General features: G+C 50.1%; 27 protein-coding genes. 22 read left to right on the top strand and 5 right to left on the bottom strand.

Annotated elements, in window-relative coordinates:
• The gene (locus ACO0LF_RS13090; protein ID WP_423014543.1) at window positions 1-861 is read left to right on the top strand and encodes a M48 family metallopeptidase; all 861 of its coding nucleotides are present in this window, start codon (window positions 1-3) and stop codon (window positions 859-861) included.
• 113 nt (window positions 862-974) lie between these two features.
• On the opposite strand, the gene ACO0LF_RS13085 is transcribed toward ACO0LF_RS13090, so the two are convergent.
• The gene (locus tag ACO0LF_RS13085; protein ID WP_423014541.1) at window positions 975-1,784 is read right to left on the bottom strand and encodes a substrate-binding periplasmic protein; all 810 of its coding nucleotides are present in this window, start codon (window positions 1,782-1,784) and stop codon (window positions 975-977) included.
• 321 nt (window positions 1,785-2,105) lie between these two features.
• Here ACO0LF_RS13085 and ACO0LF_RS13080 point away from each other — a divergent pair, with 321 nt between their 5' ends.
• Entirely contained in the window at window positions 2,106-2,714 is a 609-nt protein-coding gene (locus tag ACO0LF_RS13080; RefSeq protein ID WP_423014539.1) for a TetR/AcrR family transcriptional regulator, read from the top strand.
• 20 nt (window positions 2,715-2,734) lie between these two features.
• Here the strand turns inward: ACO0LF_RS13080 and ACO0LF_RS13075 are convergent, their stop codons facing one another.
• Window positions 2,735-3,295, bottom strand: a complete 561-nt coding sequence (locus tag ACO0LF_RS13075; protein ID WP_423014537.1) for a TetR/AcrR family transcriptional regulator — start codon at window positions 3,293-3,295, stop codon at window positions 2,735-2,737.
• A 297-nt stretch (window positions 3,296-3,592) separates the two neighbouring features.
• On the opposite strand from ACO0LF_RS13075, the gene ACO0LF_RS13070 reads away from it, so the two are divergent.
• The 11 genes from ACO0LF_RS13070 to motD all read left to right on the top strand — a co-directional run bounded on the left by ACO0LF_RS13070 (window position 3,593) and on the right by motD (window position 17,322).
• Entirely contained in the window at window positions 3,593-4,792 is a 1,200-nt protein-coding gene (locus ACO0LF_RS13070; RefSeq protein WP_423014535.1) for an FAD-dependent oxidoreductase, read from the top strand.
• A gap of 74 nt (window positions 4,793-4,866) precedes the next feature.
• Window positions 4,867-6,117: an MFS transporter gene (locus tag ACO0LF_RS13065; RefSeq protein WP_423014533.1), complete on the top strand. Its 1,251-nt coding sequence runs from the start codon at window positions 4,867-4,869 to the stop codon at window positions 6,115-6,117.
• A gap of 90 nt (window positions 6,118-6,207) precedes the next feature.
• The gene (locus ACO0LF_RS13060) at window positions 6,208-7,431 is read left to right on the top strand and encodes a zinc-ribbon domain-containing protein (RefSeq protein ID WP_423014531.1); all 1,224 of its coding nucleotides are present in this window, start codon (window positions 6,208-6,210) and stop codon (window positions 7,429-7,431) included.
• Window positions 7,432-7,506: 75 nt separating this feature from the next.
• A complete protein-coding gene (locus ACO0LF_RS13055) occupies window positions 7,507-9,318 on the top strand; it encodes a hypothetical protein (protein ID WP_423014529.1) in 1,812 nt (603 codons plus the stop codon).
• A 300-nt stretch (window positions 9,319-9,618) separates the two neighbouring features.
• Window positions 9,619-10,770 carry a flagellar biosynthesis protein FlhB gene (gene flhB / locus ACO0LF_RS13050; protein ID WP_423014527.1) on the top strand — a complete coding sequence of 384 codons (1,152 nt, stop codon included), beginning with the start codon at window positions 9,619-9,621 and terminating at the stop codon, window positions 10,768-10,770.
• Window positions 10,767-12,857 (top strand): flagellar biosynthesis protein FlhA, encoded by a 2,091-nt coding sequence (flhA, locus tag ACO0LF_RS13045; protein ID WP_423014525.1) that lies wholly within the window; start codon window positions 10,767-10,769, stop codon window positions 12,855-12,857. Before flhB ends, flhA begins: the two co-directional genes overlap by 4 nt.
• Entirely contained in the window at window positions 12,854-14,176 is a 1,323-nt protein-coding gene (flhF, locus tag ACO0LF_RS13040; RefSeq protein ID WP_423014523.1) for a flagellar biosynthesis protein FlhF, read from the top strand. The genes flhA and flhF overlap by 4 nt, the downstream gene beginning before the upstream one ends.
• Entirely contained in the window at window positions 14,169-14,999 is an 831-nt protein-coding gene (locus ACO0LF_RS13035) for a MinD/ParA family ATP-binding protein (RefSeq protein WP_423014521.1), read from the top strand. Before flhF ends, ACO0LF_RS13035 begins: the two co-directional genes overlap by 8 nt.
• Before the next feature lie 6 nt (window positions 15,000-15,005).
• A complete protein-coding gene (locus ACO0LF_RS13030) occupies window positions 15,006-15,737 on the top strand; it encodes an RNA polymerase sigma factor FliA (protein WP_186955464.1) in 732 nt (243 codons plus the stop codon).
• Complete coding sequence (locus ACO0LF_RS13025) at window positions 15,719-16,459, top strand: flagellar motor protein (RefSeq protein ID WP_423014519.1); 741 nt, start codon at window positions 15,719-15,721, stop codon at window positions 16,457-16,459. Before ACO0LF_RS13030 ends, ACO0LF_RS13025 begins: the two co-directional genes overlap by 19 nt.
• A 17-nt stretch (window positions 16,460-16,476) precedes the next feature.
• Window positions 16,477-17,322, top strand: coding sequence for a flagellar motor protein MotD (gene motD, locus ACO0LF_RS13020; RefSeq protein WP_423014517.1), 846 nt, complete (start codon window positions 16,477-16,479; stop codon window positions 17,320-17,322).
• A 138-nt stretch (window positions 17,323-17,460) separates the two neighbouring features.
• Here motD and ACO0LF_RS13015 read toward each other — a convergent pair whose 3' ends face one another.
• The 3 genes from ACO0LF_RS13015 to flgA form a co-directional block, all read right to left on the bottom strand.
• Entirely contained in the window at window positions 17,461-17,949 is a 489-nt protein-coding gene (locus ACO0LF_RS13015; protein WP_423014515.1) for a flagella synthesis protein FlgN, read from the bottom strand.
• A 1-nt stretch (window position 17,950) separates the two neighbouring features.
• The gene (gene flgM, locus ACO0LF_RS13010; protein ID WP_423004150.1) at window positions 17,951-18,256 is read right to left on the bottom strand and encodes a flagellar biosynthesis anti-sigma factor FlgM; all 306 of its coding nucleotides are present in this window, start codon (window positions 18,254-18,256) and stop codon (window positions 17,951-17,953) included.
• Window positions 18,257-18,384: 128 nt separating this feature from the next.
• Window positions 18,385-19,101 (bottom strand): flagellar basal body P-ring formation chaperone FlgA, encoded by a 717-nt coding sequence (flgA, locus tag ACO0LF_RS13005; protein WP_423014513.1) that lies wholly within the window; start codon window positions 19,099-19,101, stop codon window positions 18,385-18,387.
• Between the two features lie 183 nt (window positions 19,102-19,284).
• On the opposite strand from flgA, the gene flgB reads away from it, so the two are divergent.
• The 9 genes from flgB (at window position 19,285) to flgJ (ending at window position 26,682) form a co-directional block, all read left to right on the top strand.
• Entirely contained in the window at window positions 19,285-19,689 is a 405-nt protein-coding gene (gene flgB, locus ACO0LF_RS13000) for a flagellar basal body rod protein FlgB (protein ID WP_423014511.1), read from the top strand.
• A 29-nt stretch (window positions 19,690-19,718) separates the two neighbouring features.
• Window positions 19,719-20,123: a flagellar basal body rod protein FlgC gene (flgC, locus tag ACO0LF_RS12995; protein WP_423014509.1), complete on the top strand. Its 405-nt coding sequence runs from the start codon at window positions 19,719-19,721 to the stop codon at window positions 20,121-20,123.
• 19 nt (window positions 20,124-20,142) lie between these two features.
• Window positions 20,143-20,820, top strand: coding sequence for a flagellar hook assembly protein FlgD (locus ACO0LF_RS12990; protein ID WP_423014507.1), 678 nt, complete (start codon window positions 20,143-20,145; stop codon window positions 20,818-20,820).
• Window positions 20,821-20,896: 76 nt separating this feature from the next.
• Entirely contained in the window at window positions 20,897-22,237 is a 1,341-nt protein-coding gene (gene flgE, locus ACO0LF_RS12985; RefSeq protein ID WP_423014505.1) for a flagellar hook protein FlgE, read from the top strand.
• 59 nt (window positions 22,238-22,296) lie between these two features.
• Window positions 22,297-23,037 carry a flagellar basal-body rod protein FlgF gene (gene flgF, locus ACO0LF_RS12980; RefSeq protein WP_423014503.1) on the top strand — a complete coding sequence of 247 codons (741 nt, stop codon included), beginning with the start codon at window positions 22,297-22,299 and terminating at the stop codon, window positions 23,035-23,037.
• An 87-nt stretch (window positions 23,038-23,124) separates the two neighbouring features.
• Entirely contained in the window at window positions 23,125-23,907 is a 783-nt protein-coding gene (gene flgG / locus ACO0LF_RS12975; protein WP_423004136.1) for a flagellar basal-body rod protein FlgG, read from the top strand.
• A 37-nt stretch (window positions 23,908-23,944) separates the two neighbouring features.
• Window positions 23,945-24,610, top strand: coding sequence for a flagellar basal body L-ring protein FlgH (locus tag ACO0LF_RS12970; protein WP_423014501.1), 666 nt, complete (start codon window positions 23,945-23,947; stop codon window positions 24,608-24,610).
• A gap of 77 nt (window positions 24,611-24,687) precedes the next feature.
• Window positions 24,688-25,758, top strand: a complete 1,071-nt coding sequence (locus ACO0LF_RS12965) for a flagellar basal body P-ring protein FlgI (protein ID WP_423014685.1) — start codon at window positions 24,688-24,690, stop codon at window positions 25,756-25,758.
• Between the two features lie 9 nt (window positions 25,759-25,767).
• Window positions 25,768-26,682 (top strand): flagellar assembly peptidoglycan hydrolase FlgJ, encoded by a 915-nt coding sequence (flgJ, locus tag ACO0LF_RS12960; protein WP_423014499.1) that lies wholly within the window; start codon window positions 25,768-25,770, stop codon window positions 26,680-26,682.
• The last annotated feature ends 5 nt before the right edge of the window (window positions 26,683-26,687 follow it).

The following is a 26,687-nucleotide window of genomic DNA, read 5'->3' as shown; positions in this document are numbered from 1 at the left end:
ATGCGCACCTTGAAGAAAGTACTGATCGCCAGTCTCGCGATTTCATGTTGTCTGCCAGCCTTTGCCCAATTCGATTTTTTGAAAGGCGTGGGTGGTGGACTAGGAAAGGGCGTGGACGCTGCGAAAAACCTGTTTGAACAAACCAAGGATATAGACGAGCCAAAAGAAATCGCCTTAGGCCAGGAATTTGCTGCAACTTTGCTGGGTGCCAAGCCATTATGGAATGATGTGGCTGCGCAAAAATATGTGAATGCGCTGGGACGCTGGTTGACTTTGCAAACTGAAAGGCCAGATTTACCCTGGACTTTTGGTGTCCTGGATGATGATGGCTTCAATGCATTTGCCACGCCAGGTGGAAATATTTTTGTGACCAGGGGCTTACTGGCGCGCATGCATAATGAGAGTGAGCTGGCAGGTGTTTTATCCCATGAGATTGCACATGTTTTGCGCAAGCATTATTTGACGGCGATGAAGAGCAAGGCGTTTATAGGGATAGGTGGCGATCTTTTGATCAGCAACTACGCAAAGGGTAATTTTTCTGAATTCAAGGAAATGGCATTGAAGGCAGCAAGGGAAATGTATTCCAAAGGCCTGGATAAGGGGGATGAATACGAGGCTGACCGCATCGCTGTGGTGATCGCAGCGCGCGCTGGCTATGATCCCTATGGCTTGCCCGCAGTGCTCCAGACCCTGCAATCCCAGAGTGCGCAGGACAGTAACTTCAGTTTGCTATTTTCTACCCATCCTTCACCAAATGACAGGATTGATAGTCTAGACAAGGCGATGAGATCGCGTTTTGGTTCTGGTAACTGGGTAGCTGGGAAAACGATAGAAGAGCGCCTGAAAGAATTCAGTCGTTGATTTGATCTTCCTTATAAAAAATGCCGCACCATGTGAAAGCTGGTGCGGCATTTTTTTAGAAATTTTTTAGACTTTTTTCGCGGGTTTTTTTACGTTTTTTTTTAGCATAGAGCTCAATAAAACTTCGCCAGCAATTTTGACAATTTGCCGCTTGCTGTTCCCCTGCGTATGACTTCATTTAATTTCGTCATCTCTGCTTCGTAAGTCTCATTTGCGGCAGCGAAGTGGGTAGTGTCATAAAACACCGGCTTGGCAGAGACATAGAAAGTCTTGCCAGTCAGCTCAGGGTCATTGAAGCTGGGGATTAATTGTTCACGCAGATAGGTTTCTACCTGGTCAGAGCGTTGTAGTTGGCGTATGGGCCAGAGCATGATATCGCTGCGATGGTTCATCAGTTTTTTAAAGCGGGCAGCGGATGAGGCAGAGTCTTCCTGTACCTGGAAGAGCACATTTTTGGCTTTTTCAAAATCCATGCCGTGGCTGAAACCTCGGCCTACGCTGACAGTCTTGCCGCGCAAGTCTTCCGGGGAAAGGAAGTTAGGGCGTGGGTCACCATAGGTGATGGCCCAGATTTTTTCGCTGACGACGGGGATGGAAAAGTGATAAAGCTTCAGGCGTTCAGGTGATTTTGAAATGCCAAAAATAATGCCTTCGCCATTTTGCGCCATGAGTTGCGCACGGTTCCATGGCAATAACTGTTTATCAAAGTGTATGCCAGATTCGCGTTCAAAATAAATCAGTATGGCTTCCAGGTCGCGGTCCAGGGGGAGTTGGCGACCATGGATGTCCAGGCTCTCTTGCAGGAAAAGCTTCACTGTGACGGTTTTTTTGGTGGCAATTGCGGCACTTGCAGCAGGGCCAGGCAAATAGCTCAACACAGATAAAAAGATAAGGCAGATAAACCGTGGGAAGCGGTGCAACATATATATTCTCAACGACAGCTCAACTGCCAAATGGTATTGCTAAAAATGCGGCGCAAGGCGCAGCTTTTGCATTTTGATAGGCAGATTGTTTTTTTGTATAGACATCATGGCAGTGTCTTGTGCCATGAAGATGGATATATAAATGCTGTCTCAAAATTCCTGTTTTAATGCGCGCAAATTGTAGTCTGCAATTGTCCGAATTTTGTTTGTTCTTAAGTTAGGAAAACTTTGTTTGCATTCTTGTGCTTGTATTGTGTTTGCACTAACTTGAAAACAAGTAGAATTTGGTTTGATAACCAAAATAATGAGCAAGCCTTTCTCATGTCAAGAAAATCCAATACCGAGCAGCGCCGTAAAGAGATAGTGTTTGCCTTACTGTCTGTCATGGCCGAGCATGGTTATGAAAAGGCAACCATACTGGCAATCGCCCGGCAGGCTGGCTTGGCACCGGGCTTGATACATTATCATTTCAAGAGCAAGGGTGAGATACTGATCTACCTGGTCAAGTTATTGGCGGCCATGTCACGTGCCCGCTATGACTTGCTGGCAGCAACGGCAAGCACACCGCAAGAGAAGCTGTTGGCATATATTAATGCCCGTCTGGCAAAAGGAGAGGGCGCGATGCCTGAGGCTGTCTCGGCCTGGGTGGTAATCGGTGCTGAAGCTGTCAGGCAGCCAGAGGTGCGTGCGGTGTTTCAGGAAGCCATTGCTGCTGAACTGCTCTTGATACAAGGCTTGCTGACGGCATGCCTGCAAGCGCAGAAGAAGGCCCTGGATGGTGTGGCTGAACTGGCTGCCGGTTTGCTGGCATTTATGGAGGGAGCATTTCAACTTGCCAGCGCTGCTGGCGATATCATGCCGCAAGGCTATGCAGCGACCACTGCCCGGGCATTCATAGAAAATAGCCTGGCGGCGCAACTACCTGCCTGAAAAAATAATACTCAAGAGCCTTATTCTTTCCAGCCATTCTTGATGATATTGAACAAGGCATACAAGGACGCTTTAGGGTCATCCGCGCTTTTTGATCGATGGAAAGCATCCAGTATGAAATGGGCGATAGCCTCGGCTTCGACTTGTTCAAGTTGATGCTTTGTTTCTTGCTGTAGGGTGACAGCCAATGATTTTTCATAGCGCGTCCAGATTTGTTTTGCGTAGACATATAAATCTGGCGTGTTGTAAATCAATTTCTTGAAGGCGGCCACATGCTTTTTCTTACTCGCGTCGAAAACCGTATAGCTTGAAAAGTGCTCAAGCAGGGCGTCCAGGATGGTCACGCCTTCTTTCCTGTCGGTGACGGCAGCGATCAATTTTTCTTCCCGCTCATCTTCTTCGTCAAATACCAGGGTTTCTTTGCTAGGGAAATACTTGAATAGCGTAGGTACGGATACCTCTGCCAGTCGGGCAATTTCTGCTGTCGTGACCTGGTCATAGCCTTTTTCCATGAATAGCCCGGTAGCCAGATCAGAAATCATCTTCCTGGTTTTCGCTTTCTTTAACTCCCTCAGTCCCATCAAAGACTCCACATAGTGTTCATGCCTTATTTTAACAGATTTGTTACTTGAATAAATAAATTAAGTGACTTTACTTTTTAACTTGGTTAAATTATGATGCGAATCAAGGAAATGTTTGGTGATATCGAGTGATATCCATGTCAGTGATACACGTCAGTTTTTTTAGCAGGAAAAAAATCCTGAGACTTCTGCAATATTTCTAATTTCAAAACGTCTATCCATTAAGCATGCATTTTTGGCAAAAAATAATGCGATAAAAGCAGGCAATGAGATGGATAACAAACCGGGACGATTGTAATGACACAAATCCACAAGCAAAGCTCAATACAAGACAAGCAGATTGCCATCATAGGGGCGGGGCCAGGCGGTTTGACTTTGGCTCGCCTGTTGCAAATGCATGGTGCGAAGGTGAAGGTATTTGAAAGGGACGCCAATCAATTTGCCCGAGTACAGGGCGCAACCCTGAATTTGAATGAAGGCTCGGGTTTGTCTGCCTTGCGAGCTGCTGGCTTGATGGAGGTATTTGAGCAGGCATATCGTCCTGGCGCCGACAAAATGCTGTTTGTGGATGCGCAGGCTGCGGTCATTATTGACGAGCTTGAGACTGAGAGCAGTGACAGGCCAGAAATAGATCGCGGCCCCTTGAGGGACATGCTGCTGGCTGCACTGGCAGAAGATACGGTGGTGTGGGATGCCCGTTTTTCATCCTTGCAAAGATCAGAAGACTCAGTTGAAATTGTCTTTGAAAACGGCGACAAATTTACTGCTGATTTGCTCGTCGCTGCCGATGGGGCGAATTCAAAAGTGCGTCCCTACATCACATCACTCAAGCCTGAGTATTCTGGCGTGACTGTACTTGAAGGTAGTGTCGCTGACATACAAGGCACTATTCCAGAATTATATGAATTGCTTGATGGTGGAAAAATTTGTGTACTCGACGATGAAAAGACTTTGTTCATTGTGTTAAAGGGCGATGGCAGTGTCGCTTTTTATACCGGGCACAAAGCAGATCAACATTGGTGCACACAATGCGGGATAGATTTTTCTGACCGCGAGCAGGTCCTGACTTGGTTCAGGCAAGAGTTCAAGGGCTGGAGTGATATTTGGGCAGAATTATTCAGGCATGCCATGCTTCCTTTTATCCCGCGTCCGCAATTTTGTGCGCCGCTGGATCAAAGCTGGCCATCTTTGTCTAACCTGACCATGCTGGGTGATGCTGCCCATGTCATGCCGCCTTATGCGGGTGAGGGTGTGAACATGGCCATGCAAGATGCCCTGGTGCTGGCCAATCAGTTACTGGATCCGGCGACAGACATGCGCACAGCAATTGCTGCCTATGAAGCCGAGATGCGCGAACGGAATGCACAGACTGCAGCAGAGACTCTGAAATTTACTGAGATCTTTCATTCCTATGAAGCGGTGCCGTTTTTCAGGGAATTTTTTTCCGGTAACCAGGATGTATTACTACAAAAAGACAGCTATAGAGAAGCTGCTTAATCAACACGAGCTACATAATAATTTGAGCTCAGGTAAACATAAAAATCTGAGCTTCGATCCCAAAGAAAGAAACTATGACTCAAGCTACATCGACAGAAGCGCCAGTGCAATTCACTGGCTATCAAAAATTTGTCCTCGCCATACTGGCGTTTTTACAGTTCACCATCATCCTCGATTTCATGATCATGTCCCCGCTGGGTGCGATCCTGATGCCGGCTTTGAATATCACGCCTTCGCAGTTCGGTGTCGTCGTATCTGCCTATGCGTTTAGTGCGGGTATTGCGGGCTTTCTGGCAGCAGGTTTTGCTGACCGCTTTGACCGCAAAAAGCTGTTAATGTTTTTTTACTGTGGCTTCATTCTGGGTACTTTCTTGTGTGGTATTGCACCTAATTTCTACTTCCTGTTATTCGCCCGCATTGTCACTGGTTTGTTTGGTGGCGTGATTGGTTCTATCGTGATGGCGATTACAACAGACTTGTTCCCTTTCAGTATGCGTGGCAGGGTCATGGGTGTATTGCAAACGGCTTTTGCAGGTAGCCAGATTTTGGGATTGCCTATTGGCCTCTTCCTTTCCGCTCACTGGGGATGGCATGCACCTTTCATGATGATAGTGGGAATAGCTGCCATTGTGGGTGTGATCATCGTCATGAATTTGAAACCCATCGATGCGCATTTGCAACTGCATCCTGACCGCAGTCCTTTTCACCATTTGAAAACCACAATAGCTACACCAAGGTACTTGCTGGCTTTTGCTGCCACTGGTTTGTTGAGCATAGGTGGTTATATGCTGATGCCATTTAGTAGTGCTTTTGCTGTCAATAATCTGGGTATCTCCATGCATGATTTGCCGATGATTTATCTGGTGACAGGCTTGGGTGCCATCGTGACTGGCCCTATGGTTGGCAAACTGAGCGACAAGTTTGGTAAGTACCGCGTGTTTTTATTCGGTGCAGCAATGACGATAGTGATGGCGGTCATTTATACCCGTCTTGGCGTCACACCTTTGCCTATAGTAATCCTGGTCAATGTCTTGCTGTTTGTGGGTATTTTTTCCCGCATCATCCCTGCGCAGGCCATGATGTCAGCAGTGCCGACAGCAGATAGTCGCGGTTCTTTCATGGCGATTAACTCATCACTGCAACAAATCGCTGGCGGCGTAGGCTCAGTAGTTGCTGGCATGATAGTCAGCCAGCCTGCCGGCGGAGCTATCCTGCACTTTGATTTGCTGGGTGATATTTTGGTTTGTACAGTCCTGATCACTGCAGTCATGATGTATTTCATACACCGTCTGGTTGCGGTGCCAGCGCTGGTCCGCACGGCTTAAAGCTTTGAGCTGACCGGGTTTTGCACACCTGGTTGAACATATGGCAATTTTCTGAGATCATGCCATGTCACTCAACCAGGATGTACACGTATGCTGAATTGCAAAAACTGCGGTATTGAAAATAAGGATGAAGCAAAATTTTGCACATCCTGTGGTTCGACAATGGCGCTGGGTGTGGATGCCAAACCTGTGCTCAGTGACCCGGTAGCATGTGCGAGCTGCCAGGCACCGCTGGCAGCAGATGCAAAATTCTGCAAGAAATGCGGGACTGGCGTTGCTGGTCCCGTTTCTTCGTCTGCACCAGAAGTCGCTGTAGCCGATAAATACGATGAGATCTTTAAAGACAGCACAAGGCCAGTGTCAATTGATCTGGCTTCACCAGATTCACATCAGATAACAGAAATATCCCTCGATGAGGTCAACACGTCATCACTTGCGTCGCTTGATCTTGGCGATGATCAAGTCTCGTCAGCACCGCCAGCCTCGTTGCTGGCAGCGGCAGCATCGCCATCTTCATCACCCCCTCCTTTAACTGTGCCGCCCGAGGCGTTTACTGCAAGTTTGCCAGATCAATCCGGGCCTGCTGTAAGCCCTGTCGTAGAACAGAACAAAGTACATAACCCTATACCTGCGGTTTCTGGTGATGTCATCAAATCCAGTATGCAGCCATCCCATGTGATTGCTGCTGGAATAGCGGTGCTGCTGGTAATCGCTGCCTCGGCTGGTGGCTATTTTTGGTTTTCTTCAACCAAGCCAAAAAATGAGCTGGCTTTGAATGAGAAAACCACTGCAGTGAATCAGCCTGTGGCAGCAGATATGCCTGTAACTGCATCTGCAAATACTGCAGTGATAAAAGACGTAGTGCCCGCATCTCTGCCAGAGACGTCAGTGATTCCAGCACCAGCAAGCGTGGCTGAGCCAGTTGCAGTAGCGCCTGCTGCGGCAATACCGCCAGCGGTGCCGGATATCGTTACGGCGAATGTACCGAACGTCAAAAAGAAAGCCAGAAAAAATGGTGATGATGATTTTGATGAGGAAGATGACTACGACAATGACATGTCTGCACAAGGGAAACGACAACGCGGCCTGCATGCACAAAACCAGGAGTTTGTGCGTGCAGCACCATTTGGTGGAGACATGGGAGCAATGGGCAGAGGGCAGGTGAGCGCCTTGCTGGCGCGCTCCGACAGTTTCATGGCCAGTGGCGATTATGACCGTGCCATTGCTACTGCACAAAGTGCTTTGGCACTGGACCCAAATAATGCGGCGGCCAGGGCAAAGATAAAAAAAGCCAGGCGACTGCAAGGCGAGTAATTCATGATGCACCAGGTATTGCATCTGGAGTTTACGATCTGTTTCTATACAATTTTCAAATAAAGAGTTGCGCGCATGAGCTATGAATTTAATACTGAGAGCCAGGTATTTGAGTTTCCTAATCCTTATAAAGTAGAAAATCTGGCCAGCATCATTTCTGGCGGCTTGATGCTGCTTGCTGGCACCTGGGTGATGTTTGACGTACGCGGGCGCTTGGCGCATGGGCCAGACTTGTCGGTATTTGGTGTCGTGGCCATTTCCATCATCCTGCTATTGCTAGGGATATTATTGCTGGCGCGCGCATTTACACAATTGCGCTATTTTTTTGGACGCAACCGACCGGATAGCCTGGCACCTCTGCTTGCCAATGACAAGGACGGTGACTCGGTGGATGCGCGTCACTATAAGGAAACCCTGCGACAAAATGCAATTTTGCTCAAGGAACCTACCGGGCCACTAAATGGTTTATTGTATTCATGGATGCCGCGACTGATATTTGCCCCCTGGGTGATACAGAGTTCTGCACAGACCCAGTTTTATAATTTTCTTTCCCTGGCGGCGACACTGATCAGCTTTTTATTTTGCTGGCTGGTATTTGGGCAAAGCGCAGCAAATGCCTGGATAGGTCTGGTGTATGGGGCTTTTACTTTTTTTCAGATCATGCGCCCCATGGTGACGCAGACAAATACCACAACCGGGCCCATCAAGGAAACCGCCAATATTGGCATCACTAGTCTCATCATCCTTATCGTACTGGCTGTCCTGGGGCCTGTAGTGCTGGGTTTGTTTGCATCGCATTTGCCGCAGATCGACAATTTATCCATTAACGGTGTGGTATTGATTACCTTGCTGTGCGCCTTGCTGGCCTGCGCCGTGTTTGGCCTGGCTTTGAAAAACCAGTTGCAACCCATACCGCAAGTGATAGGCGCGGCCCGTGTGGTCGATACCGTCACCATGAACGCCCATCCGAATAAAATGCTGGAAGAGCTGGACAGGATCTTGATGGAGAAATGGTTTAGCCGTATTCCCAACCGTAAATATACGCGTCGCTCACCCATCATCGAAGGCCAGCAAGGACAATTCACAGCTGAGATTTTTGAAGAAAGTCAGCCTTGCCCGCAAGCTGGTCGGGTGGCTGAAGGGCTTAAGCATGCACTGGCAAGCAAGGAATTTTTCTGGCTGACTTGTTTGACGGCGCTGGCATTTGTTTTGGTTGTCAGCGGCACCCTGGTGGCTGTCATATTGACACGCGCCCTTTTAGCAGGAGAGGCGATCTGGACCAATATTGCCCTGACTTGCAGCTTGTTTGGTGTTGGTATGTATTGCTATCGCGCTGCCCATGTACTCTGGGGCCGCTTTGATTTTGTCTCGAAACTGATGTGGGTGGATATACAAGGGAGTTTTGAAACTGCCAGCGTGCAAATGGGTAATCAGATTTCAGGCAATCTGCAAACCAACAAGAAAGTCATCAACATAGAATCCATGAGTTTGCGCGTCTGGGTATCTGAAATCGACACCGTCATTTTTGGACGCAATTCACCGCGTCAATTGACGGGCATGCGGGGTTTGCAAACAGATGCGGAAGAGTTGGCGCAAAGCCTGAAAATTTTTGCCGAGCAAAATTCCATGGTAGTGGCACCGACATCTGCGAAAGATATAGAGCGTGCAGAAAAAATTGGCATGATGAATAAAGTCCTTGCTGATCCTGTGGCAGCTTTGGCCAAAGAAAACAAGCAATTGCCGGACAATACTGCGAAAGAGCAGGCGCAACTCGCCGCAGTCATGGAAAAGATCAAATCAGCCGTGGCTTGCCGTGCCTGTGGCGTGCCAGTGGATGTGGATGCCAGTTTTTGTGGAGAATGCGGTACGCGCGTGGCTGTAGAGTAAATTTTTATACAAGCTCAGGACATGAGCTTGTAAGGCCTGGCTGGTCGTTTTTGAAGGCTAGTCAGCATTGCCTTGTCGTTTTATGCGCAAGCCAGGCTTGGCTTGTTTAGTTGGTATTTTTGCACCTGCAAAGTCCGGTATTTACTTCTCCTTGCCCCTTTTCCCATTCCTTACCAAGAGGAAGGGGGTATTTCCTCCCTTATTCCACGCATCTTGTGCTTCTGTCATAGCCAATAATTACACCTGTACATTTGCGTAATCAAAGCAGTGATTGCTTTGTGGAAATAACAGGAGTCGGCAATGGCCGAAGATAGCGATCTCGAAAGAACCGAACCGGCCTCGCCCAAGCGCCTTGAACAAGCGCGGGAAGAGGGCGATGTTCCACGTTCGCGCGAACTATCTACCTGCACCATCTTGCTGGCAGCGGGTGGGGCTCTGTGGGGCATGGGTGACGGACTGGTGCGCCAGCTCAACCATGCCCTGGTTGCCGGGCTGTCGCTGGAACGAGCGATCATCTACGACAATGAATTGCTGTTCTCAAAAATAGCCGCCAGTTTATGGGAAGTGTTGATGGCTTTTGCCCCTATCGCCGGGCTCTTGCTGGTGGTGGCGCTGGGCTCGCCTTTGCTGATTGGTGGCTGGCTATTCAGTGCCAAAGCGCTGACGCCGAATTTCTCGCGCATGAATCCTATATCCGGCCTGGGCAACATGATTTCTACCCGCGCAGGCGTGGAATTGATCAAGGCCATTATTAAAACCATCCTGGTGGGTACGGTAGCCTGGATAGTCATTATGGGGCAAAAGAATGCCATCTTTGCCTTGCCGCTGGAGTCGCTGAAATCTGGCCCGGCTCACGTTGGTCACATGATGGGCGTATGTTTTCTGGCCATCGTTGGTTCACTGGCAGTGATAGCCGCCGTCGACGCCCCTTACCAGATGTGGCAATACGCTGAAAAACTGAAGATGACGCATCAGGAAGTGGTGCAGGAATCCAAAGAAGCGAATGGTAATCCGCAAATCAAGGCAAAAATTCGTGCCCAGCAGCGTGAAATGGCACGTCGCCGCATGATGTCTGAAATCCCGACCGCCGATGTTGTCGTCACCAACCCGACCCACTTTGCCGTTGCCTTGAAATACACCGAAGGTGGCAATGGCGCACCTAAAGTGGTTGCCAAGGGTGCAGATGCTGTCGCTGCCAAGATACGTGAATTGGCGAAAGAACATAAAGTCCCCTTGCTCGAAGCTCCGCCACTGGCACGCGCGCTGTATAAGCATAGCGAGCTTGGTGATGAAATACCGGAAGCACTGTATGCCGCCGTGGCAGAAGTACTTGCCTATGTCTATCAGCTGCGTAGCTACAGCAAGGCAGGCGGTAATAAACCTGTAGTGCCAAATGACTTACCTGTACCACCAGAACTTGATCCAAATAATCCTGCAGGAGCACAAGCATGAATAGCCTTACCTTACCTGCCTGGATGAATGGCCTCAACGGCAGGGCGCTGGCGGCTCCTTTCCTCATCATCCTGATGCTGGCGATGATGATATTGCCCTTGCCAGCATTTATTCTGGATGTATTTTTCAGTTTCAATATCGCGATTGCGATTATCGTCTTGCTGACCAGTTTGTACACCATCAAGCCGCTGGATTTCATGGTGTTTCCAACTGTGCTGCTGGTCAGTACCATGCTGCGGCTGTCCTTGAACGTGGCCTCTACGCGCGTGGTCTTGACTGAGGGCCACACTGGCCCGGACGCTGCCGGTAAAGTGATTGAAGCCTTCGGCCATTTTTTGATTGGTGGTAATTACACCGTTGGTATCGTGGTCTTCGTGATTTTGACCATCATTAACTTTACCGTCGTCACCAAGGGTGCAGGCCGTATTGCCGAGGTGGGTGCACGTTTTGCCCTGGATGCGATGCCAGGCAAGCAAATGGCGATTGATGCCGATTTGAATGCAGGTCTGATTGCAGAGCAGGAAGCACGCCGTCGTCGTACCGAAGTCGCACAAGAAGCTGAATTCTATGGTGCCATGGACGGTGCCAGTAAATATGTACGTGGTGATGCAGTGGCGGGCATCATGGTGACCGTCATCAATATTGTCGGTGGCCTGGTAGTGGGTATGGTCCAGCATGATCTGGATTTTGCTACGGCCCTGAAAAACTATACGCTGCTGGCGATTGGTGATGGCCTGGTTGCGCAAATTCCTTCCCTGATTATCTCTACCGCAGCCGGTGTCGTGGTTTCGCGCGTCGCCAGCGATCAGGATATCAGCGGGCAGTTGATAGGGCAGTTGTTCGCCAAGCCCCAGGTCATGCTGATTACCGGCGGTATCATCGGCGGCATGGGCTTGATACCTGGCATGCCACATATTGCTTTTATCTTGCTGGCAGCGGTGCTTTGTGGTGGTGGCTATATGCTGACCAAGCGCAATGAGACAGCACCTGCCGCGGATGCCAAAGTGGAAACAGCACCTACTGCGGCTCCCCAGGAAATGGAAGAGGCAACCTGGCAAGACATTTTGCCTGTCGATACCCTGGGCCTGGAAGTCGGTTATCGCCTGATCCCGCTGGTGGATAAAAACCAGGGTGGTGAGCTCTTGCGCCGCATTAAAGGCATACGTAAAAAGTTTGCCCAGGAAGTTGGTTTCCTCTCGCCTCCCGTGCATATTCGCGACAATCTGGAATTGAAACCCTCGGCGTATCGGATTACGTTGAAAGGGGTGGAGGTCGGTGCTGGTGAAGCCTTGAGTGGGCAGTATCTGGCGATCAATCCTGGCATGGTCACGGGTAATCTGCCTGGTGCCGTGACCAATGATCCGGCTTTTGGCTTGCCAGCAGTATGGATAGAGGCGGCCATACGTGAGCAGGCACAAGCCATGGGCTACACCGTGGTGGACTCCGGTACCGTCATTGCTACCCATCTGAATCATCTGATCACCAGCCATGCTGCTGAATTGCTGGGCCGCCAGGAAGTGCAACTGCTCATGGATCACCTGGCCAAAGACATGCCAAAAATGGTGGAAGAACTGGTGCCAAAATCCATGCCCTTGTCGACGCTGCAGAAAGTCTTGCAGAACCTGCTCGTTGAGGGCGTGCATATCCGTGATATGCGCACCATCATAGAAACCTTGTCTGAACAAGCCATGCATACCCAGGATGCCAATGAGTTGACGGCGCAAGTCAGGATAGCCCTGGGCCGTGCCATCGTGCAGCAAATCTACCCAACCGGCAATGAGATGACGGTCATGACACTGGACAACCGCCTTGAACGCTTATTGATGCAGGCGCTGCAAACCAGTGGTGCAGATGGTTCAGGCATAGAGCCTGGGCTGGCTGACACCCTGGCCAGCCAAACCCAGGCTGCCGCTGAACATCAGGAACAAATGGGTTTGACACCTGTATTGCTGGTGCCAGCACCACTACGCGCCTTACTGTCGCGTTTCTTGCGCCGTAATTTACCGCAGTTGAAAGTCTTGTCACACGCAGAAGTACCCGAAACAAAAACAATTAGAGTCACCAGTCTGGTCGGAGGTCAATCATGAACGTCAGAAAATTTACCGCGAATACTTCTCGCGAAGCTTTGCGCATGTTGCGTGATGCTTTGGGGGCAGATGCCGTGATCCTGTCGAATCGCAATGTGGGCGGCAAGGTGGAGATTCTGGCGATGGCAGATGAAGCCATCAGTGCCATCGCACCAGATCATGGTGAACAGGCCTCTGTGCCTGAAGTGCCTCGCTTTGCACCACGTTTTCAAACTGAACAGTCCAGCTCTTTGCACAGGCCAGTGGAAAGAGCGCTGGAACGTCCTATCGACGTGCCAGTCTTCAAGCCACAAAAAAGCGCCAGCGTTTTCGGCAGCGAGATTGAAGCTCCAGTGAGCGCCAATGAGCTCAATGATGTCATGTCTGAAATTCGCTCCATGCGCAGCATGCTGGAATCGCAATTGGCAGAAATCTCCTGGACCCAGACTCAGAAACGCCATCCGCAAAAAGCAGAAATCCTGCGAGAATTGCTGGCCACCGGCTTTAGCGCCAGCCTGTCTCGCTATCTGGTCGAAAAACTGCCAGAAGCAGACAAGCCTGAAGATGGCCTGGAATGGATCAAGAATGTCCTGGTCCGCAATCTGTCGACCATTAATAATGAAAATGAAATGCTGGAAAAGGGAGGGGTGTATGCCCTGGTTGGTCCTACCGGCGTTGGCAAAACCACGACCACTGCAAAGCTGGCTGCGCGTTGCGTCATGCGTCATGGCCCATCCAAGCTGGCACTGATCACGACTGATGGCTATCGTATCGGCGGTTTTGAACAATTGCGTATCTACGGCAAAATCCTGGGCGTGATGGTGCATGCCGTCAAGGATGAGGCAGACTTGCGCATTGCCTTGTCCGAGCTCAAGAACAAACATACAGTATTGATCGATACTGTCGGTGTTAGCCAGCGCGATAAGATGGTCACCGAGCAGGTGGCAATGTTGTCTGGAACAGACACTCCGGTAAAACGTTTGTTATGCCTGAATGCGACATCGACGGGTGAAACTTTGAGCGAAGTGGTGCGTGCCTATCAGGGTAATGGACTGGCTGGTTGTATTTTTACCAAGCTCGATGAAGCAGCCACCATAGGTGGCGCACTTGATATTGCGATACGCCAAAAGCTCATGGTGTACTACGTGGCCAGTGGCCAGCGTGTGCCCGAAGATCTGCATATTGCCAACAAATTATATTTGATAGACCGTGCCTTCAAACTCAAGCGTGAGACGGCGGCTTTCCGCTATCTGGATGAAGAATTGCCACTGCTAATGGCGGGTGCTGCATCAGTTGCCAAGGTGGCTGGACGTAGAGGTCAGGAGGTGTCCCTTGGCTAGTTTTGATCAGGCAGAAGGCCTGCGCCGCATGCTGGCAGGACCAAAACCAAGAGTGTTTACTTTTTTATCCGCATTGAGAGAAGATGAGAAAAGTGGCATGCTGGTCAATCTTGGCGTGTCACTGGCACGCCAGGGTAGCCAGGTCCTGATGGTCGATGCGCGTGCCTCAGAAAACAGTATAGGTGCATGGTTGAATGCCCGGCATGATCAGACCTTATTGGATGTAGCGAGACAACAGCGTACAATGAAGGAAGCCGTCAAATTGGTAGCTTCTGGCTTGTCGGTGACGATGCTGGCCAGGCACGCCTGGTTGCCATCAGAAAGTGCGCGCCAGTTGTCCAGGGTTTTTGACACCGTGGCCAATAGTGCAGACCTGGTTATTGTTGATAGCGATATCAATCGTGACGACACTTTTCCACTGGCGACGCTGGATGACAGTGAGCTGGTGATACAGGTGTCGGCAGATCCCGACATGATCAAGGCAGCATATGGATTGATCAAACGGGTCAGCAACAGAGTGGGCAGGCGTGGTTATGGTATCTTGGTCTCAGGAGCATCGGACAAAGAGGCAAGATTGATTTATACAAATATGGCGCAGGCAGCCAGCCGGTATCTGGCGGTGCCATTGCATTATGTTGGTAATGTGCCGGAAGATGAACATGTAAGAAAGGCGGCGCATTTGGGACGTTCTGTGATTGATGCTTTCCCCAAGGCGCTTGCTTCATTGGCATTTTCACGGCTGGCCGAGCAGTTGGCAAAGACTGCGCGTTCCACATTATGTGTAGAAGGAGTACCTGAGCTGGGTGTCGGTCTTGGAATTTAATTAAAAATGTACACCGCTAGCGGAAAATCAGATAAAAACTTCCTTTTGAGGGAGCATGCGCCCCTGGTCAAGCGTCTTGCTTACCAGTTGAAGGCGCGCCTGCCTCCCAGCGTGGAGGTCGATGATCTCGTGCAGGCCGGTATGATAGGCCTGCTGGACGCCGTTAACCGTTACGAAGATACCCATGGCGCACAATTTGAAACCTATGCGGTGCAACGCATACGGGGTGCCATGCTGGATGAATTGCGTAGCAGTGACTGGTTGCCGCGGGGCGTGCGCCAGAATATGCGCAAGATAGAAAATGCCATGAATGTGTTGCAGCAAAAGCTGGGGCGGCCACCTCTGGAAACCGAGGTCGCCAAGTCACTCAAGCTGAGCCTGGAAGAATACCAGGACTTGCTGACGGACAGTGGCGGGCATCAACTCGTGTATTACGAAGACTTTCATGATTCCGATACCAAGGAACATTTTCTCGATCACTATTGCTCAGACTTGTCTGGCGACCCTTTGCAGGATTTGCTCAATGACGATTTCCGGGATGCCGTCATCGGTGCGATAGACAGCTTGCCCGAGCGAGAGAAATTGCTCATGGGTTTGTACTATGAGCAAGAGCTGAATCTGAAAGAAATTGGTGCCGTCATGGGCGTGTCTGAATCACGCATATCACAATTACATAGTCAGGCAGTCGCCAGGCTCAGGGCTTACTTAAGGGAGAAGGCGTGGACTGGGCTAGCATAGTTGGATTAATACTGGTGGTATTTGGCATCCTGTCCGGTCAATTGATTGAAGGAGGGCGCTTGTCATCGCTGGTGCAGCCAGCCGCATTTGTGATTGTCTTTGTTGGCACCCTGGGGGCAGTATTGCTGCAAAGTCGCCTCAATACGTTCAGGCGTGGTGTGCGCATGTTGCGCTGGGTAGTTTCGGAGCCGCCTGACAGCAGCAAAAAGAATGTTGAAGATGCCCTGATCTGGAGTGTGGTGGCACGACGCGAGGGCTTTCTTAGCCTGGAACGCTATATGAATGCCTCTTCCGATCCTTTCATCGGCAAGGGCTTGCGTCTGGTCATCGATGGCATAGACCCTATACGCTTGAAGGACATACTGGATGTCGATATATCTCTGTATGAAATGGAACAGCGCCAGGCCGCCAAGATCTGGGAAGCAGCGGGGGGCTATTCCCCCACCATAGGGATACTTGGTGCCGTCCTGGGTTTGATCCATGTGATGGAAAACCTCAGCGATCCTTCCAAACTGGGTGGCGGTATTGCGGTTGCCTTTGTTGCGACTATCTATGGCGTGGGCATGGCGAACTTACTGTTCTTGCCTGTCAGTAATAAACTCAAGGAAATCATAGGTCGTGAAGTGACACGTCGCGAAATGCTGTCTGATATCTTTTATAGCATCGCCCTCGGCGATAGCCCACGCGTGGTGGAAGAAAGACTGACCAATCACCGGAATTGAAGATATAAAAACTATCTATGGCGAGAAAAAAATACCATGAAGAGCCGGACAACCATGAGCGATGGCTGGTTTCTTATGCGGATTTTATTACTTTGCTGTTTGCCTTCTTTGTTGTCATGTATGCCATTTCCTCGCTAAATGAGGGTAAATACCGGGTGTTGTCGAATTCACTGACCGGGGCTTTTGGCAAGGTCATGACCATCAATCCCAAGCCGGTGGATGCGCCAAATGAACAAGTAATCAAACTTGATCCTCTGCCTTTGGTCAAGAATCGCAGCAGCGAGGGCTTGCGCAAGGAGCGTGCGCAAATGACCACCATGGCCAAGGATATCCTGACCGTACTTGAACCGCTGGTCAGGGAAGGTAAGGTCAGGGTGACCCAGACCAGTCGTGGCATTACAATAGAAATCAATGCCAGCCTCTTGTTTGCGCCGGGTGATGCGCGCTTGAATATTGATTCCATACAGGCACTAAGAGCGATTGCAGGCGTACTTAAAATCGATACCCATGCTATACAGGTAGAAGGATATACGGATAACCTGCCCATCAATAATCCCATCTTCCCTTCAAACTGGGAATTATCTGCGGTACGTGCCAGCACGGTGGCGCGTCTGCTGACCGAGAATGGCGTGGATGAAAACCGGGTAACCGCGGTGGGGCAGGGGGCAAAACTGCCAGTGAGTGACAATGACACGCCTGAAGGGCGAGCCAGAAACCGGCGCGTGTCGGTGACTATATTGGCAGTGTTGCCTGAACCTGTAGTGGAAGTGCCGATTGCACCTGCTGCCGCGGCAACATCATTGCCTGCGCCTGCTGCCCGGCCCGTAGTGACACCGGCACCCGATACCTCGCCAGATCCCTAGTGATAAAGAACTTGTTGGCGACGATCTTGAATGCGAGCGGGATCAAGGTTCATGTGTAATTCTTCAAGCGCCGACGCTCGCTACAGATCTGGGAAAATTGGGCTGGTCGAGAGACTTAATTGACCGCTTTGATGAGGCTTAAGTGGCAATATACCCCTTGCCTGGCACACTTTTGACAGTGGATTGGCCGTTCGGGCCATACATGGACCCGGCCTGATTGGTATTTTGCTGCAACAAGTTCAAAGTCGCCTGGTTTAGCGACAATCTGCGATTGATCAATAAGCCATTGGCACGATTGTCTTCTTTGGCTTGCGAGCTTAGTTGTAACAGCGCATCCCAATGCTGGGCGCTATTTTGCATATCTGCTGCTTGCAAATAGGCCTGCATGCCGTCGATATCGGCTTTGTAGCCTAATTCTTGCAAATAGGCATTGCGCTTTTTTTCAAGTTCCGTTATCTGGACTACAAGTTGTCCCTTGCTCTGGGTAAAATCATTGAGCTGGATCACGTCGCTTTCTATCAATGCGGCTTGCTCTTTTTTGAGCAAATCGGCAAGCGAAGACATCATGCTGACTTCTTCTTGCAGGCATAGTTCGATGGCGGTGTGTCCGGAACTTCTTGTGTTCATGTTAGCGTTTTCTGGCGTTGAGCAAATCTTTAACTGTTTCCAGAAGCCCATCAGCGACTTTTTCCGAGTTCACTTGAAAGCGCCCCTCGGAAATGGCCAGCTTGATTGCTTCCACCTTCTTCGTCTCAAACACGGCACTGCCAGCTTGCGTATTCTGCAAGGCTTGCAATTGTGTGGACAGAGTCGAAATCTGTACTTTCGAAGAATTCGCTGCGGGTACCGCGTTTTCCGCGGGTTTTTCCGTGCGAGCCTGTTGCGGGCTTACTGGTAGCCCCGCAGTCTTATTCAATGCGTCATCAATTTTCACAGCGATACCCTCTAGTGTGGGACTTACAAACATCTACATCCAGTTTATCGGCCGTGTAATTTTAAACTTTAACCTTACTGTAAAAAAATATTGCATCTGCTTAATGCCGTCAGCTTAAAACCTTGCTATTAGTAAACTATTTCTATGATGCCACCGTTTTTTGCGATGCCACTGACAGTCTGTCCCGAATTGGTTTTTGCCTTGGCAATTTGACCATCTGCTGCATTATTGAGCGCAATAGCATCAGTTGCTACCTGGAAACCAGGGCCGGAACTGATGACCCGCACGGATTGGCCTTGTTGCACCACGGCAGGGCTTTTCAAGGCATCCATGCGCATGACACTGCCAGACGGGATGGAAACCTGCATGCTTTTACCAATGGCCTGTTCTGGTGCAGTAATGACACCTGCAGGTAATTTTGAGATATCACCCTTGATCTTGCTCAAGTCAGCCAGACTGATAACTTGTCCCTGCACCAATGCATTTGCTGCAACATAATAATCAGCCGTGACTTGTACATTGGCTTGCAGATAGACCAGCCAGGGGGCGGGTGATGTGCAACGTATCGCCAGGGTGACCTTACCCCATGGTTTGCTTCCCGGCAACATATAAGGGCTGGGATTGTCGCAAGCCTGCAAATTGAGCCGTTTATCCACTTCACCCACAGTGACCTGGACTTCGCCGCTTTGACCCGATGCCTGGGTGGTCAAAAAATCCAGTGCTATCTGGCGTAACTGAGCTGGGTCCTGCGCTGTACCCACGACAGCGGCCTGGTTATAGCCTGTCGTGCCTGTCAGGCACAGGGTAATCAGTAACTTGCTGAGTTTTCTTGCGGCTTTCATCATGTTTCCTGATGGGTTTGTACTTCACTCCATTCTAGGATTCGCCAGCTTTTTTGAAAGCGTGAATAAGCGGGTATTTCCCTTTCTGCTTGCCTGATCAAACTTGTGCCTCGGCGAATATGATGCAAGGTATAGAAAACCCTTGAGTGCCTGATGGGCCAGGGCCTGGCGGCGGAGGAGATAAAGATGGTTGGCAAATTAGACGAATTTTTCCGGTTTCATGAGGCTGCATTGTCAGTTCGGGGGCAACGCCAGCAATTGCTGGCATCGAATATTGCCAATGCAGATACGCCAAATTACAAGGCCAAGGATATCAATTTTTCCAGTGCCCTGAGCAATGCTCTGGGGCAGAACCTGAATCAGTCGCCCACCACCTTGAATAAAACGTCCAGCCAGCACATCGATACTCCAGGTACGGTGGCTGGTGTAGCTGCGCAGTACCGGCCGACAGTGCAGGGCAGTATCGATGGAAATACCGTGGATATGGATGTGGAGCGTAATCAGTTTACGGATAATGCCCTGCGTTATGAGGCCAGCCTGACTTTGATCAATATGCAGATCAAGGGCATGTTGGCGGCGATACAGGGATAAATACTGAATTAAGCATAGGGATAATCATCATGTCGCTCTTTAATGTCTTCAATGTTGCCGGTTCAGCAATGAGTGCGCAGTCGCAGCGCTTGAACGTGGTAACCAGTAACCTGGCGAATGCCGATAGCGTCACCAGTTCAGACGGGACACCCTACAAGGCCAAGCAAGTGGTTTTCAGCGCCGTACCTGTTGCTGGCACCGCTGCTACTGCTGTGAAGGTAAATGAGGTTGTAGAAGATAGCGCACCACCTAAACTGATGTATGACCCCAAGCACCCGATGGCGGATGAAAAAGGCTATGTCGCCATGCCAAATGTGAATGTGGTGGAAGAAATGGTGAATATGATTTCAGCTTCTCGCTCTTACCAAAACAATGTCGAAGTCATGAATGCAGCAAAAACCATGTTGTTGAAAACCTTGACTTTAGGGCAATAATATTTTCTAGAAGGAAAAGATGATGGCTACCAGCAGCGTACAAAGTAATACTGTCGACCCAGCCTTGCTGGCGACCATGAATGCCAGTAAAACCGCGACATCCTCAACAGCGGATGCGCAAAATCGTTTCATGACCTTGCTGGTAACCCAGCTCAAGAATCAGGATCCTTTGAACCCTATGGATAACGCCCAGGTAACCAGTCAGATGGCGCAGTTATCGACGGTATCAGGTATAGACAAACTCAATGCCACGGTGACTGCCTTGAATGCCAGCTTCCAGACCGGGCAAAACCTGCAAGCTGCAAGCATGATAGGCCATGGCGTGATTGCGCCCGGCAGTACCATGACGATGACCGATGGTAAGGGTATTTACGGGGTGGAATTACCACAAGCGGCCAGCAATGTAGATGTGGTCATACGCGACAGTAATAACCTCGTTGTCAGGAAATTCAGTGCTGGTACATTGCCGCAAGGTGTCAACACCCTGACCTGGGACGGCAAGACTGATGCTGGTGCTGCAGCTGCCAATGGCGTCTATAAGGTGGAAATGACGGCGACTTCTGGCGATAAAAAACTCGATGCCACCAGTCTGGCATTTGGCGTGGTATCGAGCATCACCTCAGGCTCACAGGGCTTGAAACTCAGCCTGGCCAATGTGGGTGATGTCAGCATGAGTGATGTCAGGCAAATTTATTGATCCTTGGAGTAATCCTGTATCAAATCCTGTAGTAATCAAGCATTAATGAACTAGACAAAAGTAAGGGAGAAATATCATGGGTTTTCAACAAGGATTGAGTGGATTGAATGCGGCTTCCAAGTCACTGGATGTTATCGGTAACAATATCTCCAATGCCAGCACCGTGGGTTACAAACAAGGGCAAACACAGTTTGCTGACGTCTACGCCAACTCACTGAACGGTTCTTCTGCTGGTACGGTAGGTATTGGTACTAAAGTCGCCGCCGTGGTGCAGCAATTCACTCAGGGTAATATTTCGACGACGAATAATCCCCTTGATATCGCCATCAATGGCGGTGGCTTTTTCCGCATGTCGACCAATGGTGCAGTGACGTACACGCGCAATGGTCAGTTTCAGCTGGACAAGCAGGGCAATATAGTCAATGCGCAGGGTGCGCAATTAACTGGTTATGTGGCTAACGCGTCGGGGGTATTGTCCACCGGTGCAGCTTCCACCATCAATATCAATACATCTGATATAGCGCCAGCCCAGACTACCTTGATCAATGCCGTGATGAACCTGGATTCGCGCAAACTGGTGCCAGGTACACAGACCCCGGTTGCCATTCCACCTGTCATTACGCCGACTGTTTTCAGTGCGACTGATCCTACGACTTACAATAGTTCTACCTCGATAGCCGTGTTTGATAGCCTGGGTAATTCACATGTGGTCCAGTCTTTCTTTGTGAAAGTGGATAATTTGAATCCTGCCACACCACCTACTGCGCCAGCCACCATAGAATGGGATGTGTTTGCCACGGTAGACGGTGTCTTGATCGCAGGTACTGGTGCTACTACCAATTCCATAGGCCGCATAGGTTTTAATAACCTGGGCAAGCTGACAGTCGCAACGCCACCATTTTCAGCCACCGATCCCAAAGCAATGAAGTTGACCGTACCTGTCAACACCGGCGCTGTGACGCCAATTAATACTGCGGTCGACATCAAATACGATTTTAATGGCACTACCCAATTTGGTTCTGATTTCAGTGTCAGTAAAAATACCCAGGATGGTTATGCTTCCGGCAAACTGTCCAAATTCAATACAGCGAAAGATGGCACCATTGTGGGTAGTTATACCAATGGCAAGACAGCGGTGCTGGCGCAAGTGGTGTTGGCCAATTTTACTAATCCGAATGGCTTGCAATCGACCGGTGATAACCAGTGGATAGAAACCGCAGCTTCTGGTAATGCGCTGATAGGCCCGCCAAATTCTGGCAGCCTGGGTACGCTGACTGCATCTGCGACGGAAGATTCAAATACCGATTTGACAGGTGAGCTGGTGAATATGATTACAGCCCAACGTGTCTACCAGGCCAATGCACAAACGATTAAAACCCAGGATCAGGTGTTGCAGACACTGGTCAACCTGCGTTAATGGTTTTGGTTTTTTGCATTGATATGTGTTTTCAATTCTTAGTCAAACAGGGGTAGCTCATGGATAGACTTGTCTACACGGCGATGACCGGTGCCAAGCATATCCTTGAGCAGCAGGCTACGGTCTCGCACAACCTGGCGAATGTCTCGACTACTGGTTTTCGGGCGCAACTGGATTCTTTTCGGGCTGTGCCTGTCAAGAGTGATGGCTTGCCCACCCGGACGTTTGTGGTTGATGCCACGGTGGGTACGGATTTCTCGACAGGTAGCTTGCAGAATACTGGCCGTGAACTGGATGTGGCAGTGCAGGGCAAGGGCTGGCTGGTCGTGGAAAAAGCCGATGGTTCCGAGGCCCTCACCAGACATGGCAGTTTGAAAGTCAGTGAAAACGGCATTCTGCAAACCCAAAATGGCTTGAACCTGGTGGGTGATGGTGGCCCCATCACTGTGCCGCCAGACGTCGCCATCGCCATCGCCAAAGACGGCACGGTGTCGGCTGTTCCCAGTGGTACCAAGCCCAATGCCGTACAAGTCATAGGCAGATTGAAACTTGTTAATCCGCCGGAAGAAAATCTGGTGCGTGGCGATGATGGTTTATTTAAAACCAAGGATGGTGTGGCTGCAGATGCTGATCCTCTTGTCACCGTGGCAGGGGGTATGCTGGAAAACAGCAATGTGAATGTGGTTGATTCCATGGTCAACATGATCAATCTGGCGCGCAGCTTCGAAATGCAAATGAAGCTGTTGCAGAACGCCGAGAATAACGCCACTAAAGCCAGTCAGATCCTGACTTTGAGTTGAGTGTATATGTAGCACAATAGCCTTGTATAAAGTTTTGCTGATAAATCAAATAAGGCAAAACGCAATAAGGCAAAAAAGGGGAAAGCAATGATACGTTCACTATGGATAGCCAAAACTGGCCTCGATGCGCAACAAACGCAGATGGACGTGGTGAGCAATAATCTGGCCAACGTCAGCACCAATGGTTTCAAGCGCTCACGCGCCGTGTTTGAAGATTTGCTGTATCAAAATATACGCCAGCCTGGGGCGCAAAGCTCACAACAAACCCAACTGCCTTCAGGCTTGCAACTGGGTACTGGTGTTCGCCCGGTAGCGACAGAAAAACTGTTCACGCAAGGTAATTTGCAACAGACTGGCAATAGCAAGGATGTGGCGATTTCAGGAGCAGGTTTTTTTCAAGTACTGATGCCTGATGGTACAACAGGTTATACCCGAGATGGTTCATTTCAGACCGATAGCCAGGGGCAGTTGGTGACTTCCAGCGGCTTTGTTATCCAGCCAGCGATCACGATTCCTGCCAACGCGCAGTCGATTACCGTGGGGCGCGATGGCACAGTGTCTGTGACGCAGCCAGGCTCGGTTGCTCCTGTACAGGTTGGCTCCTTGCAACTTGCTACCTTTATTAACCCTGCCGGTTTGATGGCGCTCGGTGAAAACCTGTACGTGGAAACAGCTGCCTCAGGCAATCCTGGCACCAATACACCGGGTACGAATGGCGCGGGTTTGCTGGTGCAAAGTTTTGTTGAAACTTCGAATGTGAATGTGGCAGAAGAACTGGTCAACATGATACAGACCCAGCGCGCCTATGAAATCAATAGCAAGGCGATTACGACTTCTGATCAGATGTTGCAACGCCTGTCTCAATTGTAAGCGTGGATTGCGGACTGAACCGGCTGAAGAGTTGATCATGAAATATACAAAATTATACTTATTGCTTCCACTGCTGGTCTTGACTGCATGCGCGGTAACGCCGCCGCCTATCGTGCACCAGCCTAGCTCCATCCCTGCGCAATCGGCCAGGCCGCAAAGGCAGGCAAATGGAGCGATTTTCCAGCAAGCGACTTATCGCCCTTTATATGAAGATGCCAAGGCGCGCCTGGTCGGCGACGTACTGACAATTACCATTGCAGAAAAAACGTCTGCTGGTAAAGCTGCTGCCGCTTCTGGCAGCAAGACAGGGGCAGCTTCTTTTGCAGCACCGACCGTATTTGGCATTCCAGCCACGACGACGGCGCAGGCAGCTTTGTCCACATCTTCATCTACCAAGTTTGATGAGAAAGGGGCAGAAACTGCCAGCAATAGCTTCACTGGCACTATCGCCGTGACGGTAATTGATGTGCTGCCTAACGGGAATCTGCTGGTCAGTGGCGAGAAGCAGCTGGCATTTGATAAAGGGGCAGAGTTTGTACGCTTTTCCGGCGTGATCAATCCAACTACCATCGCTGCCGGTAATGTCGTGGCTTCTACCCAGGTGGCCGATGCCCGTTTTGAATATCGCTCCACATCGCGTTTGGATAAGGCAGAAATGAATTCCATGCTGACCCGGTTTTTTCTTAGTTTCCTTCCTTTATAGCGCATGCTCAGGATAGTTTTATGAACGTACTTTCCATCTCCCGATTGATCAAGGCTATTTTTCTTGCCTCAGCCTTTATGGCTGCCCTGATCGCGACGGAAAGCCGAGCCGAGCGTATCAAGGATCTGGCTGGCATACAGGGCGTACGGCAAAATCAGTTGCTGGGTTATGGTCTGGTGGTGGGGCTGGATGGCAGTGGTGACCAGACTACGCAAACACCATTTACGGTGCAAAGTATCATCAGCATGTTACAGCAACTGGGTGTGGCTATTCCTGTTGGTACCAGTCTGCAATTAAAGAATGTGGCAGCCGTGATGGTCACGGCTTCTTTACCTCCCTTTGCCCAGCCAGGGCAAACTTTGGATATCACCGTATCGTCCATGGGCAATGCCAAAAGCTTGCGTGGTGGCACTTTGCTGATGACGCCTTTGAAAGGTGCAGATAACCAGATTTATGCAATGGCGCAGGGGAATGTGTTGGTTGGTGGCGTTGGCGCCTCAGCCAATGGCAGCAAGGCACAAGTCAATCATTTAAGCGTAGGTAAAATTTCATCTGGCGCAACGGTGGAAAGGGCAGTGCCAAACTCGGTTGCGCAGGGTAGCACCATACAACTGGAATTGAATACCTCGGATTTTTCTACCGCGAGCCGCGTTGTCGATGCAATCAACCGTCGCTTTGGTCCGGATACTGCGGCTGCCATGGACGGGCGTGTCATCCAGGTGAAAGCGCCACTCGTGACGGACCAGCGCGTGGCATTTTTGGGTAATCTGGAAAATATAGACGTGACACCAGCACAAATGGCTGCCAAGGTCATCTTGAATGCCAGGACTGGCTCTATCGTCATGAATCAGGCTGTGACGCTGGAAACCTGTGCCGTGGCACATGGCAACCTGTCAGTGGTCATCAATACAGACAATGCCGTCAGCCAGCCCAATGCCCTGGCGGCTGGTCAGACTGCCGCCAATGCTAATTCTACGGTCACGATTACCAAAGACGCCGGGCAATTATTGATGCTGAAGGCTGGCGTATCACTGGCTGACGTGGTGAAAGCCTTGAACGCCATAGGTGCAACGCCCCAAGATTTGCTTGCCATACTGCAGGCGATCAAGGCATCTGGTGCCTTGCGTGCAGACCTGGAAATCATTTAAGGAATCGTGATGATAGGGCGCACCGATTTCACTGATAAAACGGCCTTCGACAGCAAAGGCCTTGATGAGCTGAAACAGTCGGCCAGAAATAATTCGCCAGATGCAATCAAGGGTGCGGCGCAGCAGTTTGAAGCACTGTTCATGAACATAATGCTGAAATCCATGCGCCAGGCTGGTGGTCAGGATGGCCCCTTTGATAGCGAACAAAGCCGCATGTACACTTCCATGCTGGACCAGCAATTGTCACAGACCATGGCCAAGAAGGGGGTAGGTCTGGCAGATGTTCTGGTCAGGCAACTCTCCAATAATGCCATGAACCAGGCACTGGAAACGGATACTGGCGCTGGCAGCAATGCTAATAATGCCAACACTTCGGCCAGCATGCGCGGTATTAATACTTATCTGGATAACCTGAAGTTTGAGCAAATGCCAGCCAATGCGCCTAAAACAGCATACACTGGCCCCAATCATGTCCGTGAATTCCAGGAAAAACTGGCGGCTCATGCCGAGCAGGCGAGCCAGGAAACAGGTATTCCCGCCAAATTCATGCTGGGCCAGGCGGCTCTGGAGAGTGGCTGGGGGCGTCGTGAAATCAAGACTGCTGATGGTTCAAGCAGCCATAATATCTTTGGCATGAAGGCGACCAAGGGCTGGAAAGGCAAGACAGTCGATGCTGTCACTACAGAGTATGTGAATGGCGTGGCCCAGCGCAAAGTGGAAAAATTCAAGTCTTATGATACTTATGCAGATGCTTTCAAGGATTATGCAAAATTGATCACCAAGAATCCACGCTATGAAAATGTGCTTGCCAATGCGAAAGATGCAACAAGTTTCGCCCAGGGCTTGCAAAAAGCAGGTTATGCCACAGATCCTGAGTATGCTAATAAGCTAACAAAGATCATCAAAAACTCCCTTTCAACATAAATCAA

Origin of the sequence: Undibacterium sp. Di27W, assembly GCF_049340345.1 — a bacterium.
GTDB lineage: Bacteria > Pseudomonadota > Gammaproteobacteria > Burkholderiales > Burkholderiaceae_D > Undibacterium.
Note: the sequence above shows the minus strand (reverse complement) of the source record. Positions and strands in the feature narration are given on the sequence as shown.